24 protein-coding genes and 1 pseudogene are annotated in these 16,218 nt (G+C 36.7%); 7 read left to right on the top strand and 18 right to left on the bottom strand.

Translation table 11 applies throughout. The annotated features are described in order from the left end of the window. Positions 1–163: 163 nt before the first annotated feature. Positions 164–820, bottom strand: a complete 657-nt coding sequence (locus NKR20_RS09135) for an LbetaH domain-containing protein (RefSeq protein ID WP_121214367.1) — start codon at positions 818–820, stop codon at positions 164–166. 76 nt (positions 821–896) lie between these two features. Then, positions 897–1,796 carry a PhzF family phenazine biosynthesis isomerase gene (locus NKR20_RS09140; RefSeq protein ID WP_253425751.1) on the bottom strand — a complete coding sequence of 300 codons (900 nt, stop codon included), beginning with the start codon at positions 1,794–1,796 and terminating at the stop codon, positions 897–899. A 105-nt stretch (positions 1,797–1,901) separates the two neighbouring features. Here NKR20_RS09140 and NKR20_RS09145 point away from each other — a divergent pair, with 105 nt between their 5' ends. Next, positions 1,902–2,330: a DUF3888 domain-containing protein gene (locus NKR20_RS09145; RefSeq protein ID WP_253425752.1), complete on the top strand. Its 429-nt coding sequence runs from the start codon at positions 1,902–1,904 to the stop codon at positions 2,328–2,330. Positions 2,331–2,390: 60 nt separating this feature from the next. On the opposite strand, the gene NKR20_RS09150 is transcribed toward NKR20_RS09145, so the two are convergent. Further along, positions 2,391–2,657 carry a hypothetical protein gene (locus NKR20_RS09150; RefSeq protein WP_253425753.1) on the bottom strand — a complete coding sequence of 89 codons (267 nt, stop codon included), beginning with the start codon at positions 2,655–2,657 and terminating at the stop codon, positions 2,391–2,393. A 516-nt stretch (positions 2,658–3,173) separates the two neighbouring features. On the opposite strand from NKR20_RS09150, the pseudogene NKR20_RS09155 reads away from it, so the two are divergent. The 3 genes and pseudogenes from NKR20_RS09155 (at position 3,174) to NKR20_RS09165 (ending at position 4,900) form a co-directional block, all read left to right on the top strand. Further along, positions 3,174–3,639: pseudogene (locus NKR20_RS09155) on the top strand (VOC family protein). A 335-nt stretch (positions 3,640–3,974) separates the two neighbouring features. Beyond that, positions 3,975–4,517, top strand: coding sequence for a DUF7010 family protein (locus NKR20_RS09160; RefSeq protein ID WP_253425762.1), 543 nt, complete (start codon positions 3,975–3,977; stop codon positions 4,515–4,517). 8 nt (positions 4,518–4,525) lie between these two features. After that, positions 4,526–4,900 (top strand): hypothetical protein, encoded by a 375-nt coding sequence (locus tag NKR20_RS09165; RefSeq protein ID WP_253425764.1) that lies wholly within the window; start codon positions 4,526–4,528, stop codon positions 4,898–4,900. 110 nt (positions 4,901–5,010) lie between these two features. Here the strand turns inward: NKR20_RS09165 and NKR20_RS09170 are convergent, their stop codons facing one another. From NKR20_RS09170 to NKR20_RS09185, 4 genes are read right to left on the bottom strand one after another with little or no spacing between them, the layout of a single operon-like run. Beyond that, positions 5,011–5,607: an NADPH-dependent FMN reductase gene (locus NKR20_RS09170; protein ID WP_253425766.1), complete on the bottom strand. Its 597-nt coding sequence runs from the start codon at positions 5,605–5,607 to the stop codon at positions 5,011–5,013. Further along, positions 5,607–6,245 (bottom strand): NAD(P)-dependent oxidoreductase, encoded by a 639-nt coding sequence (locus NKR20_RS09175; protein WP_253425769.1) that lies wholly within the window; start codon positions 6,243–6,245, stop codon positions 5,607–5,609. The genes NKR20_RS09170 and NKR20_RS09175 overlap by 1 nt, the downstream gene beginning before the upstream one ends. 12 nt (positions 6,246–6,257) lie before the next feature. Then, positions 6,258–7,298, bottom strand: a complete 1,041-nt coding sequence (locus tag NKR20_RS09180; RefSeq protein WP_253425772.1) for an LLM class flavin-dependent oxidoreductase — start codon at positions 7,296–7,298, stop codon at positions 6,258–6,260. Positions 7,299–7,307: 9 nt separating this feature from the next. Further along, positions 7,308–8,156 (bottom strand): VOC family protein, encoded by an 849-nt coding sequence (locus tag NKR20_RS09185; RefSeq protein WP_253425775.1) that lies wholly within the window; start codon positions 8,154–8,156, stop codon positions 7,308–7,310. Positions 8,157–8,492: 336 nt separating this feature from the next. Here NKR20_RS09185 and NKR20_RS09190 point away from each other — a divergent pair, with 336 nt between their 5' ends. Continuing rightward, a complete protein-coding gene (locus NKR20_RS09190; protein WP_253425778.1) occupies positions 8,493–8,822 on the top strand; it encodes a winged helix-turn-helix transcriptional regulator in 330 nt (109 codons plus the stop codon). Between the two features lie 103 nt (positions 8,823–8,925). Further along, on the top strand, positions 8,926–9,411 hold the full coding sequence (locus tag NKR20_RS09195; protein WP_253425781.1) for a hypothetical protein: 486 nt from the start codon (positions 8,926–8,928) through the stop codon (positions 9,409–9,411). Between the two features lie 68 nt (positions 9,412–9,479). Here NKR20_RS09195 and NKR20_RS09200 read toward each other — a convergent pair whose 3' ends face one another. The 10 genes from NKR20_RS09200 to NKR20_RS09240 all read right to left on the bottom strand — a co-directional run bounded on the left by NKR20_RS09200 (position 9,480) and on the right by NKR20_RS09240 (position 14,807). Continuing rightward, complete coding sequence (locus NKR20_RS09200; RefSeq protein ID WP_253425784.1) at positions 9,480–9,923, bottom strand: GNAT family N-acetyltransferase; 444 nt, start codon at positions 9,921–9,923, stop codon at positions 9,480–9,482. Between the two features lie 217 nt (positions 9,924–10,140). After that, positions 10,141–10,794 (bottom strand): HAD hydrolase-like protein, encoded by a 654-nt coding sequence (locus NKR20_RS09205; RefSeq protein WP_253425787.1) that lies wholly within the window; start codon positions 10,792–10,794, stop codon positions 10,141–10,143. 12 nt (positions 10,795–10,806) lie between these two features. Beyond that, complete coding sequence (locus NKR20_RS09210; protein WP_253425790.1) at positions 10,807–11,022, bottom strand: hypothetical protein; 216 nt, start codon at positions 11,020–11,022, stop codon at positions 10,807–10,809. Between the two features lie 99 nt (positions 11,023–11,121). Next, complete coding sequence (locus NKR20_RS09215) at positions 11,122–11,910, bottom strand: DUF418 domain-containing protein (RefSeq protein WP_253425793.1); 789 nt, start codon at positions 11,908–11,910, stop codon at positions 11,122–11,124. A gap of 195 nt (positions 11,911–12,105) precedes the next feature. After that, complete coding sequence (locus NKR20_RS19445) at positions 12,106–12,237, bottom strand: hypothetical protein (protein ID WP_301285910.1); 132 nt, start codon at positions 12,235–12,237, stop codon at positions 12,106–12,108. A gap of 185 nt (positions 12,238–12,422) precedes the next feature. Continuing rightward, complete coding sequence (locus NKR20_RS09220; RefSeq protein WP_121214388.1) at positions 12,423–12,671, bottom strand: DUF5412 family protein; 249 nt, start codon at positions 12,669–12,671, stop codon at positions 12,423–12,425. Positions 12,672–12,677: 6 nt separating this feature from the next. Then, entirely contained in the window at positions 12,678–13,067 is a 390-nt protein-coding gene (locus NKR20_RS09225) for a hypothetical protein (protein WP_253425796.1), read from the bottom strand. After that, a complete protein-coding gene (locus NKR20_RS09230; RefSeq protein ID WP_253425800.1) occupies positions 13,064–13,297 on the bottom strand; it encodes a hypothetical protein in 234 nt (77 codons plus the stop codon). Before NKR20_RS09230 ends, NKR20_RS09225 begins: the two co-directional genes overlap by 4 nt. Before the next feature lie 12 nt (positions 13,298–13,309). Then, positions 13,310–14,077 (bottom strand): ATP-binding protein, encoded by a 768-nt coding sequence (locus NKR20_RS09235; protein ID WP_253425816.1) that lies wholly within the window; start codon positions 14,075–14,077, stop codon positions 13,310–13,312. Next, positions 14,061–14,807, bottom strand: a complete 747-nt coding sequence (locus NKR20_RS09240) for a conserved phage C-terminal domain-containing protein (RefSeq protein ID WP_253425819.1) — start codon at positions 14,805–14,807, stop codon at positions 14,061–14,063. The genes NKR20_RS09235 and NKR20_RS09240 overlap by 17 nt, the downstream gene beginning before the upstream one ends. A gap of 347 nt (positions 14,808–15,154) precedes the next feature. Between NKR20_RS09240 and NKR20_RS09245 the strand changes: the two genes are divergently transcribed. Then, entirely contained in the window at positions 15,155–15,526 is a 372-nt protein-coding gene (locus NKR20_RS09245) for a nucleotide excision repair endonuclease (RefSeq protein WP_121214393.1), read from the top strand. Positions 15,527–15,599: 73 nt separating this feature from the next. Here NKR20_RS09245 and NKR20_RS09250 read toward each other — a convergent pair whose 3' ends face one another. Then, entirely contained in the window at positions 15,600–16,178 is a 579-nt protein-coding gene (locus NKR20_RS09250; RefSeq protein ID WP_253425822.1) for a transcriptional regulator, read from the bottom strand. Between the last annotated feature and the right edge of the window lie 40 nt (positions 16,179–16,218).

Raw genomic sequence — 16,218 nt, forward strand, 5'->3', positions numbered from 1 at the left:
TTCCTATTATTCTTTCCGTAACGTTTTTGCGTTATTCAATTGGGGATGGCTGTCGGCAAAAACGGGGGTATATTAGTTAAATTATTGGTATTAGCAAGGGATGGCGGATAACATTATATCCGAAATAATATCCAAATAAAAAAAGCTGCCAAATGACAGCTTTCTAGTCATAAGCAACCCCACAGGAGCAACGATTTTTCCCAAAGGAGTGATGATAGGATGGGGGAAATTCTTGGTTCACCCGTTGCACTTCTCGGGCAAATTCCTCACGATCTTCTGGGATACGTGAAAGTGCGTCCGCCTTTTCTTGAGTGTCAATCGTTGCACCAGGTGGTATGAATCGATTCGGCGCAATTCGCACGCCATTTGTCACGACCGCATTCGTTGAAATATAGGTGCCTTCCCCGACAATTGCATTAAACACAATGGCATGAAATCCAACAAAGACGTTGTTGCCAATGTAGCAAGGTCCATGAACTAGGGCACCATGGGCAATGGATACTTCATTTCCAATGTAAATCGAATATTTTTCTTTTCCTTTCCAAATACGTTTATCTAATAAACCATGCAGTACAACACCGTCTTGGAGATTCGTATTGGAACCGATATAAAATGGCGTGCCTTCATCCGCGCGAATACTCACATTCGGTGCGACATACACGTTATCTCGAATCGTTACATCTCCAATGACACTTGAAAACTGACTGATAAATGCGGTTTTATCAATTTTAGGGTATCGTGGAACAGGATTGAATGAAGTAATTGGGTTGGGACTGATGAACGGTTTAAAACAGTCTGACTCAGTGTTTTTTCTTTCCAACTAGTCACCTCCTCAAGTTTTAATAGCATAACTTTATAGTATGCAAAAAAAATGGATGAGGAAGAGACTAAAGCTTCTACCCTTCTATCGAAACATCGAGATTTTTCACAAAAATTGCAGTTCCTATTATTTCAACATCATAAGAGTCCGCATTTTTCGAAATATGTACCATTACCCTGCCATCTTTTCCAATTTCTTGTCCTTGCTCTACGATGAGATTCAGTTCATCTATCTGTCCATGTTTGATGTACCGCGCACAATATGCCCCCATTACACCTGAAGCCGTTCCTGTCACGGGATCTTCTAGTGTTCCTGAATAAGGAGCGGAAAAATGTCTTGCATGCATCTGTGCATTCACATCAAAGGTTTCTAAACAAAACGGATGTACCGATGCTGTAGGCATTTCTTTTAAGATTTCAGGAAATGTTTTATTATTTGGTGTCATTCGATTAAATGATTCTAGTTTCTGAATGGGCACGATTAATGTCCAAGCACCTGTACTTCCGTAAACAATTGGAAAGTCTTCATGTAGATCACTTTCTACTAAACCAAGAGAATGGGCTAAATCTTTTCGGGAACCTTTGAATTCAACAAATTGAGGAGAAGCCTGTCTCATGGTAATGAGAATTTCATTAGAAGCACCTGTCGCAATTTTGATTGGCAAAATACCAGCTTTCGTTTCAATGGTAAACTCTTTTTTGTCACCTAAAAAACCTTTTGTATATAACCCACATACAGTCGCCATTGTTGCATGCCCACATAAATTCGTCTCATGACCTGGTGTAAAATAACGAATTCGAACGTCTGCTACTTCGGAATTAAGAGCAAAGGCAGTTTCATTGAATCCTACTTTTAAGGCGATTTCTTGCATTTCTTCATCCGACAATGGATCTGCGTTAAAAACCACCCCTGCAGGATTTCCTTTATTCGGTTCCTTACTAAAAGCATCAAAATGATAAACGGATATTGATTTCATATAATCTTCCCCATTTCATTGATAATTCAACTTATTTTACCATTATGTTGTAAGGAAAATATAACTTTTTCGGAGCAAACTAATAGTTAAAAAGGTGACATGGTTATGAAAAAATATATTCTGATTCCAGTCATTACACTTTTGATTTTGACCGCAGCATTATTAACCTTTGCGGAAACTCCTTATTATCAGCCACCCAAAGAATCTGATGAAGAACTTGTCATGGACATGTTTTTTTCACTGTTATTACCAGAAATTCAACAGGCCGTTACCCATTACTATGCAGATTCTTACTATGAAAGCCCATTAGTATATCCGTATCAAATTAACATTTTGAAGATGGAAAGAACGAATGGTTATCGTGGATTTATGTTTTCCGTTGCCATCGAAGTAACGCCGGTCTTTGGTGCACACAATCCGGTCGGAAGAGATCAACTCACCTTTTCGATTACACCTTCTGAAGTTGAACTGAAAGAGTTTAAACATTTGGAGGATTTTGAGCTACCAGAGCATTTAAAGGATTTGAAGAGATGATTTCAAAGGAACCATATAATGTGGTTCCTTTGAATTATTATTTTTGTAGTAAGATCTAACTTATGAATGTAATACACGATTAATTAAATATTTTGCAATCTCTGCATCTTTTTTTCTTACCGAAACAACATATTGTCTTTCGTTTTTACTGTCCATCCCGAAACTCCCAAAATTTCCTCGCTTTGTTCCAGGTCCTACCCAACTTAATGAAGGGTCTATTACCTTATAGGTATACTTAATTCCCTCTCTTGCTAAAATATCTTGCACCTTCCATAATTCATCTATTGAAAATCCAGTATAAACTTCTACTTTATTAAAGAAAAACATATCCCTTCCCCTTTAAGTTGAAAAAATGATTTATTAAACTTCTTTATTTTTATACGGATATGATGATGGAAAGTTTTCAAAATTCATAGTTTGTATTGTGGTTTAGTAACTAACCCAGAACCAAGTCGAGGTACTAATATTGTGATGGATATGTTTTCATTAGAAATTCAACAAGCAGTTACCACTATCAATTTAATGCTTTGAAAATGAAAAGAACAAATAATTATCATGAATTTATATTTTCCGTTTTCATTTTTATGCATGATGAATACCAATAAAAAGGTTTAAATATGTTGACTTAAATTTTGACAAATTCCTTTCCTAAAACTTGATCCCCATTTATTTGCTCCCGACTCACTAAAAGAAACACAGCATCGCTTTGGCAATATTTTCAACAACTTACTCAACAGTTTAGTTGAACTAGAAACATATTTATTTTTCAGCCCTATGAATGAGGTGTAATATTTAAAAAATTGGTATTATTTTATTAACATAATTAGGTAAGGGGTATTCTTTATGATAAAAGGTTTATATGAAGCACATTTGCCAGTAAAAAATTTAGATACATCCATAGCGTTTTACGAAAAATTAGGCTTGAAAATGGCATGGCGAGATGAAGACACTGCTTTCTTTTGGTTAGAAGAAGGTAAAAGTTGGTTAGGTTTATGGGAAGGAAATGAGTATCAAACGCCTTACCATCCTTCTTTACGACACATTGCTTTTCGAGTTTCATATGAAGATTTAAAAGAGTCTCTAAAATGGTTAGATTCTATTGGTGTTGAGGGAGTGCCATTCGGTGGTAGAGAAACAATCGAGCCGTTTGTAAGACCACACCAAGGCAATGCGTCTGTTTATTTCAATGACCCAGATGGCAATAGTTTAGAATTTGATGTGTTATGTTGAAGTTCCAAATAATTTAAAACATATTAAAGAAAAGTTATCCTTTGAAGATTGGGAGAAATTAGTTGGAATCGAAGTTTAATAAAAAGCGTATCTAATATAACGGATTTATATTGCATACAAATAACATTCACAAGCAAAAGTTTGGACAAACATTGTTATAACAGCGTTTGTCTCTTTTTTTTGCTTAACTTTGTTTATACAATTAGTATAATCGTAAAATTTCTTTAGCTGCTGTTTTTTTAATTATTCCAACTTTTCATCACTTCTACATAAGATTCCGCACTTTTATACCCTACTCTAACAATCTATGTAAAGAAATATATAGAATTTTTTTCCTATATACCTATTCATAACTTGTTAAATTATCAGTTATAATAATACAATTAATACCATTTTTAGAAAGTTGGTGAGTTTGTGTCAAAAAGTCTTGAAACATTACAATCGGAAATTATTAAGGATGCCAAAAAAGGCTTTCCTATTTTACTAGCTGGTTCTATCGTGTTTTTCATTTTTACATTCTTACCTTTGCTGTTCCCAATGAAGGCCGTTTATTTAATTTGGATTTTTGGATTAGGTGCCATTTTTCCTTTAGGCATTTTATTAGGGAAGTTATTTGGGATTGATATTTTAAAAGCTGGCAACCCATTAGGCACATTAGGCGGCATTGTTGGAGGTACTCAAGCCTTCTTTATTCCGGTATTTGTTATCGTGTATATGCACATTCCAGCCTATTTACCATTTACGATTGGATTACTTGGCGGCGCACATTTCTTGCCGTATATGTGGATCTACAGAAGTAAAGCGTACTTATTTGTTACTCTTGGCGTTTGTTTATCTTCTTTAGTTTTTGGAGGTTTTTTTGTATCTCAAGCATTTACTTTGGTACCAATTGCGATTTGCCTTGTTTATACAATTGCAGTTCTATTGATTTTAAGAGAGCTTAAAAGTGATTTATAAAAATATGGTTGTTATATGTAGAATATCTGGATGAAAACACTCTTTATGTGGACGAAACTCAGCGCTTTCTGGACGAATCCTCTCTCTATGTGGACAAAAAGACGATGCTATCCGAACGAATTCACTCTATGTGGACGAAATGCCGAGCCATCCGGACGAATCCACTTTCTATGTGGACAAAAAGACGCGCTATCCGGACAAATTCACTCTATGTGGACGAAACTCAGCACCATCCGGACGAATCCACTCGCTATGTGGACGAAACTCAGCACCATCCGGACGAATCCACTCGCTATGTGGACGAAACTCAGCACCATCCGGACGAATCGACTTTCTATGTGGACAAAAAGACGCGCTATCCGAACGAATTCATTGTTATCTAAATTTCTATATTTAATTAATCCGATGCATAAATATAAGAAAAATTACCTAAATACCACTACCTTTGTACTAATAAAAAACCTTGATGAAAAGAATCATCAAGGTTAAATAATTATCGAATTGTTTTTAATGCCGTTGCCCAAGGAATGACTTGGTCTAACATATCGTTTACCGATTTTTCTTGGTGTTCGCTTGGTTTGAACACATTACCGTTTTCAAAATCTGTAAATAGGGATAATGCCGGATGTACACGAACGTCTGCTACTAATAATTCACCTAAAATGCCACGTAAATGTTCCGCAGCACGGGCTCCACCAACTGAACCGTACGATACAATACCCGCAGCTTTGTTATTCCACTCTTCACGAAGTAAATCCAATGCATTTTTTAACGCGCCCGTAATGGAATGGTTGTATTCTTGAACGATGAATACAAACCCGTCACAAGCATTTACTTTTTCTGACCAAGCCGATACGCCAGTATTGTCTGCCCCTGGTTCACCTAAAAAAGGAAGTTTGAAATCTGCAATATCAATGATTTCGTATTCTGCATCTCCACGTTTATCGGCAAGTTCCTTTACCCATTTTCCTACTTGTGGACTTACTCTTCCTTCACGTGTTGAACCCAAAATAATCCCAATTTTCATCATTATTTTTTCCTCCAAATTTTGTTTTTGCTTACCGCCGAATAGTTTATCCCAAAAGCCCATTATTCTGCCTCGCCAACAACCGTAAATCTTTGGTTTAGATGTCGAGGGTTCTCAATTTCATCAACGACTGCAAAGGCATAGTCAGCATAGCTGATATAACTGTCCCCTTTTGAATTGACGAGCAGTTGATCTTTTCCTAATTTATATGAACCCGTTCTTTTTCCTTCCGCATCAAACACAGCAGAGGGGCTAATAAATGTCCATTTCAGGTCTGTTGTTTGACGTAATTCTTCTAAGTTGCGTCCTTGCCCACTTGCGGTTGGTTTCACGAAATCTGGGAAATCTGGTGTATCAATTACCTTTATTGTTTTGTTTTCATCCACATACAGACTTCCTGCGCCACCGACAACAATCAGTCTTGTGTTTGTTCCTTTAAGCGCCTCGATTAATGTATGCCCTGCATCGACATGTGCTTGCTCTTCTCCAAGGGGCGCACCGAATGCATTGACCACCACATCAAATTGATTTAAATCTTCAGTTTTCAAATCAAACACGTTTTTTTCTATTACCGGAACATTTTTTTCCGCTAGTTTTGATGCATCTCTCACTATTGCTGTCACTTCATGTCCGCGGCTAACCGCTTCTCTTAAAATCAAACTTCCCGCTTTCCCACTTGCTCCTACAATACCAATTTTCATTTCAATTTCCTCCTAAAGTAATACTTTTTGAATTTGTGGCACTACTTTCGTTGCCAATAACTCAATATTTTTCGCTACCTTTTCAAAAGGTAAACCTCCAATATCAACTTGCGCTAAAAAACGTGTATGGCCAAATAATTCGTGCTGGTGTAACACTTTTTCAACTATTTGTTCTGGACTTCCTACGAATAATGCGGTTTCTGGACTAGCCATTTGTTCAAAATCTGCTTTTGACATTCTCGTAGCAAAGCCACGTTGACGATTGACATAGTGCCAATAATTCGAATAATACGGATAAAACTCATCTTTCGCTTGTTGCGTTGTCTCAGCAATATACGTATGACCTGTGACCCCCACTTTCAAGCTTTGTGGCGAATGCCCTGCTTCAATACCTGCTTGTCGGTACAAATCCACAAGGGGTTTGAAACGATTCGGGTCGCCACCTAATATTGCTAAAGCCATCCCGACTCCAAATTTCCCAGCACGTATTGCGCTCTCAGGAGTACCACCCACACCAATCCATAGTGGAAGTTGTTCCAATGGTCGTGGAGAAATTTCGGCATCCTTTAATGAAGAACGATACTTCCCTGACCACGTAACGGTATCCTGTTGATTAAGTTGTAAAAGTAACTCCATATGTTCAGTAAAGAGTTCATCATAATCGTTCGTGCTATACCCAAACAGAGGGAATGATTCGATAAAGGCACCACGACCCGCTAATATCTCAGCTCGACCGTTTGAAAGTAGATCCAATGTCGCAAAATCTTCAAATAGACGTACGGGATCCAGTGTACTTAACACACTCGTGGCACTCGTTAGCTTAATCTGGTTTGTCTCTCTCGCAATCGCTGCCAACACAACGGCTGGGGATGAAACAGCATAATCTAATCGATGATGCTCACCTACCCCAAAAACATCAAGACCGGCTTCATCTGCGAGTTTTGCAGCCTTTATGATGTCATCTAATCGTTGTTTGGCACTAACCCTATGACCTGTAAACGGATCTGGTCCTATGTCTGCCAAGGTGTAAATCCCTATTTCAAAGCCACTCATTGTGTCCTCCTAAACAGTTAGTACAATCACATTTCCTGAAGGGTCTTCCGTTGTTAGTTGATAATTATCTTCTGTAACTTGGAAGCCGAGTTTCTCTAAGTTTTCAATGACTTGTTGGCGTGCTTCCTCATCTGCGTACACCAGTGTGTAATAAACCAGACCGACACTATTTTTCGGAGGTCTTGGTGCACCAACCCCATTCCACACATTCACACCGATGTGGTGATGATATTTATTAGAAGAAAGGAAAAGCGCCTGCCCGCGGAAACGGTTCACCACATCAAATCCAAGCCCTTTCACATAAAATTCCTCTGTTTTTTCTAATTCCGCAACATGTAAATGAATATGCCCCATAACGGTGTTTTCCGGCATTCCTCTCCATTTACTTGGTGTAACATTCGTTAGTAAACGTTCAAAGTTTAACGGATCGATAGTCATCTCTACTTCTTCGCCTTCCCAAGTCCATTCGGAAGGATCACGGTCGATATAAATTTCGATTTCATTGCCATCTGGGTCGTGGAGATATAATGCTTCACTGACTAGGTGATCCGATGAACCGAAGCGAATGCCGTTTTCCACTAAGTGAACAACGATATTTGCTAAATCTGATTTTTCAGGTAAAAGAATCGCAAAATGATAAAGCCCAGTTGTTCTTCCTTGTTTCGTAATGACATTATCCGGTTGTTCTAGCGACAAAAAACTTGTTTTACCATCTGTTGTTAGCTCTACGGTTGTAGCAGTTTGTTCTAAAATTTTAAAACCTAGAATATCTCGATAAAATTTTATGGCCCGTTGTAAATCAGTCACTTTTACTTTCACGTGCCCGATAAATGTAGTTGGTTTTGTGTGGAATCCCATTTTGACCCTCCTAATTTTTCGTTAAAAGAAATTTTTGATTAAATTCGAAAATGAAATAAATCAGCATGGCAAGTAGTACAAGATCCAGTTTGTATCCTGTATTTGAAATGCCTCCTTGGATTCAAATTTCATTAAAAAAATGTAAGTCTCAAAACTACTCTTAAATAAGTTTCCCTATTTCGTTGCTGTTCATTTATTTTTCATCCTCAGTTATTACTTACTTTATGTAACCTAGTTTATTTATGTAACTTATTTTTGTCAAGTAACTAAATTCTATTTTGCAACTTATTTATTTTTCTATGGTATTATAGAAGTAAGTGAGGTGTAGGAAATCCTATGAAACAACCAACAATTTGCCCAAAATTTGAAAAAGCCATTGCAATATTAAGTCAAAGATGGAACGCATTAGTGATTTATCAATTATTACCAGGTCCACAACGATTCAGTGAGATTCAATCGGCAATTGGCATAAGCGGCAAAGTATTATCGGATCGTTTAAAAGAATTAGAGCATCAAGACTTGATTAAACGCGAGGTTATTCCTGAAACGCCCGTCGTTATTGAATACTCTTTAACAGAAAAAGGAAAGTCTTTGGAACCCGTTTTAAAAACTATCGAAACCTGGTCTCAAGAGTGGATGAAGCCTGACGATGAAAAAAGCCATTAACAAAGTGTAATGTTTACTTTGTAATGGCTTTTCATTCGAATTATCCATTTGTCACGTTTGTACATATAATGTGAGGACATTTAGTACATCTTGGAGGAATGGTATGACAAATTTTTATTCATTTCATGGAACTGTAACAGCGATTAATGATTTCTTTACAGGGCAAAATGGTGAAGGTTGCACGAAAATGTATACCTTGCAAAACGAAATGGGGGCAATTGTCAATTTCGTTGTGTCCCCTACAACCTATTTTGTGGACCACGAAATTGTTAGAGTTGGGGATCGGGTGACGGGATATTACAATGGCGATTTACCAGCGATTCTCATTTACCCTCCCCAATACCCAGCGATCGTTATGGTAAAAGAAAATCCCCAACAAAATGTAAAAGTAGACTATTTCAATAATCAATTGCTTAGCAGTGATGGAGATTTAAAATTAAATTTATCTCCAAATACGAGAATTCGATTAACGAATGGCCAGCCATTTTCGTTATACCCTGGCAATCGAGATCTGATTGTCCTATATACTATTACGACAAGAAGTATTCCCGCGCAAACAACACCACAACGCATAATAGTATTATGTTAACTTACTAAAAACTCGTTCTTTTTACGAGTTTTTTTATATTAAAAAACTACTCGGTTTAACCGAATAGTTTATACTAAACTCAATTCATATTGATAAAATTGCGTATCTCTTACATAGCCATTTCGTTCATATAATCTTTGGGCAGAATAGTTATCTGGCGCTGTACTTAAAGTAATACTTTTTGCACCGGTTTGAATACCGTATTCCTTTACTTTTTGTAAAAGCATTTCACCAATTCCTTGTTTTCGGGATTCCACATGTACATACAAATCGTTCAGGATCCAAGCTCTTTTCATCGAAATGGATGAGAATGTTGGGTACAGTTGCGTAAAAGCTACATATTGCTGATTGTTTTTTACAACGAAAATTACAGAATCCTTGTTTTCCAGACGTTCCATTATGTATGCTCTGGCACCCTCTATATCCGACTTTTGTTCGTAAAACACTCGGTATAAATTAAATAAATTTGCTACTCCTTCTAAATCTTCCAATGTTGCTTGATAGATTTGCATTTGAATTGCTCCTTTGTAGTTAGTTCTTATTGTTTGAATACGAGTTTTATTGAGTTTATAACATTTTTTCGTCTCATTAGTGCTATGAAGACCATTTTTACTGATTTCCGAGCGCATATTCGTCTTCATCCCATTAATGAATACCAGTTTTTATTGCAATTGCAACATTTTCTCGTCTTCATAAGAGCGATATCAGTTTCATCGTTCTTCTGCAAAATTACAATTCAGCCAAAATCCCCTTCAACTGTAGGAAATCATCCATCATAAAATCAGCTTTTGCAAGTTCCTCTTCTTTGGCAAAGTCAAAGTTACATCCGATTGCAACTAAGCCATTATCTTTTGCTGCCTGGAAATCCGAAAGTCGATCCCCCACAACTGCGCCATTCGTAATTCCGTATTTCTCCACAATTTTCCCAACTAAATCGGATTTATTCAACGAGTCAATTTGTTCAATACTAAAGGTTTCTGTTACCCATTGATCTAATTGATATGTACTCACGATCGCATTTAAGTAATCTACCAAGCCATTACTTGCTATATAAATAGAACAATTTTGTTCTTTTAAAAAACTAAATACTTCTGTCACATGGGGATATAAAGCCCCCTTTCTATTTTTAATATTGTCTATTAACCTTTCTAAGAAGTATGCATCCGCCAGTTCCCTAACTTCTTTTGACTGCTGGGGCAACAAAGTTTCCCACACTTTCGGTAATGGGACACCCATAATTTCACGATATTTCTCAATTGGTGTGCTACTATCCCAATGCTGGAGTGCCCGTAAATGATTAAACGTATCTTCTAGCGAACATTCTAAAATTTTATTTGTTTGAAATAACGTGCCATCCATATCGAAAATAATAGATTGAATCAAAAATTTCTCCTCCTATGTCACTCTATTAAGCTCTTTTTTCTTTTTAAACTTTCGCCAAAAATAAATGATGACAAGCATCGGTAAAAGCACCGGAGCAATTTCTGGTACTATTAATAAAAACGAAAAGTCCGAAATCATAATAATTTCTATTAAAACTAAAGAAAATAGCAATCCTAAATGTTGTAGTTTTATATAACATCGATTAAAAAATCCAAGCAATTTTGCCAAAATTCATTTCCCCTATTATGCTTTTTCTTTAATACGGAGAAGTGATAGAAAAAGTTTCCTTAATTTGCAAAAAAGCACAATCTCTTCATAGATTGCGCCTCAAAGTGTAGATTTTTTTCTCAATAATGTCTCAAACGGACCTCTAATCGATCTTTTATGCAGTATATTGGCAATGATAACTGAAACAACCCAAACGAATACCGAAACCACATCGCTTCCCAACTGGCTAATGTGTCCACCAAGACCGCCAGCATAAGGGGCTAAAATGAGAACAAATAAAAAAGATTGAAAGATATAAAAACTCAATGAGCGTTGTCCAAGTGCTACTATTGCCTTAGTAACGGTACCTCTTTTTTGTTCCAACTTAATGGCCATTAATCCTATCAACGCTGTCCAACCCACTCCTCCTGCAAAACCAGAGAAAGTATGAAGAGCTTTTGCTGATAATTCCCATATCTCACTGTAAGATGTCCAGAATAAAGAGGACATGAGTGCCATAGGAATCGCACCTGCTGTTGAGATGAACAATCCTAATAGTGCAGCGTTGATAAGGTATTTCCTATGTTTTTGTGGATAATCAATGAATTGAAAACGTGCAACTAACATGCCAATTAGGACCCCTGGAATTAGTTGAAAACTTAAGAATGGAGTATAAAACATCCACTCAAACATTCGACTTATGGCCGCATCAATCGGGTCCGCCATCTTTGTAGTCGACGTCATTTCCATATTTAATGTATCAAACCCTCTTGGCACCGCCGTCCCGAGAGCTCCAACAACGATAAGAAGTAATATCGCTATAACAATTATACTTTTATTAGATAATCGAACAAATAGACCGGCAAATAGTAGAGCGATTAATCCGTATGCCCCAATAATATCTGCCAAAAGTAAGGTTGCATGGAGAAAACCGATTAATAACATCCATGCTCCCCGACGTCTAAAAATTCGTTTCGTGTCTTTCCAAGGGATTCCCTTTCTTTCATGACTTTTAAATAATTGGTGGAGTCCATATCCAAAAAGAATCGCAAACAGGGGGAAAGCTCTTCCGTCAATAAACACTTGCCGCAGAAACACAGTTATTTAATCAGTTATTGTAATATCTCGATCAGTTGAAAAGAGAAATTGATTTCCATGGGCTAAAGCAATGAACAACAACATATACCCGCGAGCTAAGTCTGGTGTTAATTTTCTTTTATTGTCAATCGAGTTCATAATTCTCCTTTTTTAATATGATGTTATCTAATAAATACACATGGAACAAGGCTTTCCCTACCCGATAAAGCGACAGTACTAATACTGCATTCGATTTTCCTCCCATTACAGAACCTTTTTCCATTGGTTTATATCTTAATAAAAGAGATTTTATGAATGGTCATTGATAAAGATACTTTCGTTGTCTATCCTCTGATATTTAGGGAGCTTTCATCGTAATTCCAATATATCGTTTTCGTATTATCACCATAATCAATTTCCACTCGAATGGCAGCCCTCAACGTTATACCAACTTCATCGATAACTTCGGCTATTACCACAAATTTTTGATTTGGCGATAGATGTTCCGGTAAAATTTCACCTTTGGGCAATTCATCCAGCTCAACATTCAAAAAATCATAAATCTTGTTAGAACTTCCCCCGATAACTACCATAACAAACTAATCTCGATTACCTCGTGCGAACCCAGTAAGTACTAAAATATAAAAGGGATATACAATTACTCCTCCAAGCCCTAATAGACCTGTAACTGGATTAGGTGAATCCCCACCATCCGTAATTGGAAATAGTTTTGCGAAAAAATATATGAAAAGCACGAAATATGGGAACCAAAGAAGAGCGGTCCAATAATTCGTCTGCCATTTCTTCGTAAGGTAGTAAAGTAGTATTGAACCGCAAATTACATCAGCAATTATGATGATACCTGTCAAAACATTGACCGTACCAACTTCTAAATGCGTAATCCGCGCAATTCTATATACATTCAACATCAGTTCTAATGGGACAAAAATCATTATTGCGTACAAAGCGCTCAGCATGTTTAATTTCATGTCATAATCTCCAATTGTTTAGAAATATGACGGAAAATATTGGGAGAAGTTTCAGCCCCACCTCCCCAATCTAGAAAATACTCACACGCCTCATCCATAGTCCTAAACCCTTTCACCCGCTGCAATTGCTCCATCCAAAACCCAAATGCCTCTTCAAAATGTTGCGACTTATACTTGTGATAATTCAACCCATTCAACACAAGCATATCTAAAATGTACACTTCATTCATCAAGTTCTCCTCCTAAAACTCGATATTTCGAATGCGTTTATCCTTCGTTTCAGCAAAATGAATCAAATACGTATTTTTCATCATGCGTGACACTAATTTTCGGTCATACATTGCTTCAAGTTTTGTGCGATTTAAATTCGTTGTGATGATGGTGCTTTTATTTTGCCGCGCATTGATAATTCCTCTTAAAATCCGGCTTGTGTAATCAGATGCCCGTTTTTCCGTATCGATATCCCCTGTTTCAGCCCCTAAATCATCCAACACAAGGTAATCAACACTGGTAAGTAAATCCGTCACATATTTCTCGGTGAACTTGTTTTCTCGGTTTTGAAAGCTATCCCGAATGCGACGTAACATTTCATCCACATCAGCAAATAAACATGTCACGTGACGGTCAAATTCATTCAAACTTCTCAAAAGCGCCATAGCTAAATGGGACTTCCCCACACCTGTATTGCCAGTAAACCAAATGTTAAACACCTCCCCTTTTCGAAATTGTTTTAACGCATTGAGTGCACGTTCTTTATTGGCCGTCTCTTCACGGTCGGTCACGATATAATTTTTAAATCCCGCATCTAACAACGTTTTATCTTGCAAAATACTTTGTTTGTACAGCATGTTATATTTTGCAAGAGTTTGTCGTGCTATAAGTTCATTGGCCACTTCCCGTTCCAATTGTTGCGTTAGCTTTTCCGTTTCACAAACCGTACAAAGTTCTTTGTTGTTTATTAGCATGTACTGGCATTGATGCTGACCACAAAACTTAGAAGTGTATGCCATCTGTAAATTGTGCGGTAGTTTGATTTCCGCTATATTTCGCATGTTGTTCACCTACTTTTTCATTTAGGTACGATTCAAATTTTGTGCCGAACAGTGTTTCTGGACGGAGAAACTTGCTCATTTTCGGATCATCTTGCCAACTAACCACCTTTTTGATAATAACCGTTTGAAAATCGTCTTCCGTAAATCCTTCTTGGAAACGTGCTTTAATTAACTTTCGTGTGTTCTTTGAGTTATGGCGATAACTTGTCCCTGCTTTTTCGTTCAAGAAATTGATAATCTCTTTGTACGGAATGGAGAACTCGACAATATCTTTTTTATCAGTATTTTGTAATTCAGTATTTAGTTTAAAGTCAGTATTTAGTAACGCTGCGTTCCCTTGATCAATGGAAGTTGGATTGTGGTTACCTTCTTGGACCTTTTCTAAAAGTAGTTTTGGTGGTACTTCATAAACAATTGTCTCCCACTTGACAATTTTATGATCAACATAGACTGGAAACCTTTCCACATACCCATAATTTTTTAACTCATTAAGACCTGAGCGAAAAGATCTATCACCGTCTGTAGCATGTTTCATTAGTTCATCAATTCGAAAATACCAATCATCTGGCTTCGACAACATATGAGCAAGAATCCCTTTTGCTTTCCAACTTAATCTTCTGTCCTTTAAGAACCCTTGATCCAACACTGTATAATTTTCATTTTTTTCAGCTCGAATAATTTTACTCATAATATCCACCTCTCCGATTTTTGTTCCTATAGCTGATTTTGCTTCATGTCTTGAAAGAAGACTTGTCTGGTATCCTTTATTTCGAAAACTTGCTAATGCTCCCACTCCCCTCTTTTGTATGGTATATATCGTTTAATAAGGAAAATAGAGACATGGAAAGTTAAAAAATTGTCAGGGGAATTTGAGGATTTTATCAGGAGAGTTTTGAAAGTATTTTTGGATAATATAGTGAAAATGTGTTGATACTATTATAAAATTTGCTCCATCATGCAAATCGTAGAACTCTAGCAATTCATTGGCAAATATGGTAGCATGATATTCTATACAAATGAAGGACGTGAATGTAGTTGATTAAAATTGAAATGCCAAAACCAGATGTGGTTATTTATCAAAGACAACAAGAACTAAAAGAAGGCGAGGTTCCGATTAAACCTTACTTTGGATTTATTGATTTCCATAAGATCACTCGTGAAAAAGGCGGGATTTTCTTATTTTACAATAAAGCCAACGAAGTGTTATTTGTCGGAAAAGCCCGTAAAATCCGCCAACGTATTAAAAAACATTTTGAAGATAACGTGTCTCCAATGAAAAATCACCGCGATGAAATTTACAAAATCGAAGTGTACGAAATAGAAGACCCAATGGAACGCGAAATTTACGAAACATACGCAATTAACCGTTTTAAAGCGAAGTATAACGTGGAAAAAGTGTTTTATTAATATAATTTCAATGCTCTCTTACTGAAGAGGGCATTTTTTCTTCACAAAAAAAGTACGAGGATTTCTCCCCGTACTAAAACCCAATCAATTCCCCAATTTGCTTAATATCCGATAAAATAAAGTCCTTATTTCTCATCACATCATCAAACCAAGGATCTACTGGTTTCTTAAATTGTTCTTCGATTTCTTTCTTTTCATGCAACATGCCTACTAAATAGTCAATCATTTTTGTACGTTGCTCGTAGAATTGCACTCTTCGATGGAAATCTGTATTTACTTCTACCTTGAAAATTTCACCTAAACGAATAATGCCGGCATTTACCTTTTGTTCCGCATAAAGAGAAGATCCTACTATTGCTAATTTATAAGTAAAGGAAACGGCCATTGGTTTAAAATAACTTTGCATTAATTGTTCCACTTGTTCCGTTACTACTTGAAGCTGGACTTTTTGCGTTTCCGTTAATGAATGTGTTTGTTCAAATACCGGGATCACTTTGTACGTTTCATCTAATAGATTATGTATTGTAGCCAAACGCTCTTGGTCAAAGTGTTCCCCAACTCGTTGATAGATTGTTTCTGCTACAAATAAACGTTGTAAATACCCTGTTAATAATACGATTCCGTTATATTGCTTTGTTGCGTTTTTTGTCATTTTGAAATGACCCCCCTATTCCATTTTTGGTCATTTCTAA

Origin of the sequence: Ureibacillus endophyticus (assembly GCF_024159215.1) — a bacterium.
GTDB classification, from domain to species: Bacteria; Bacillota; Bacilli; order Bacillales_A; family Planococcaceae; genus Ureibacillus; species Ureibacillus endophyticus.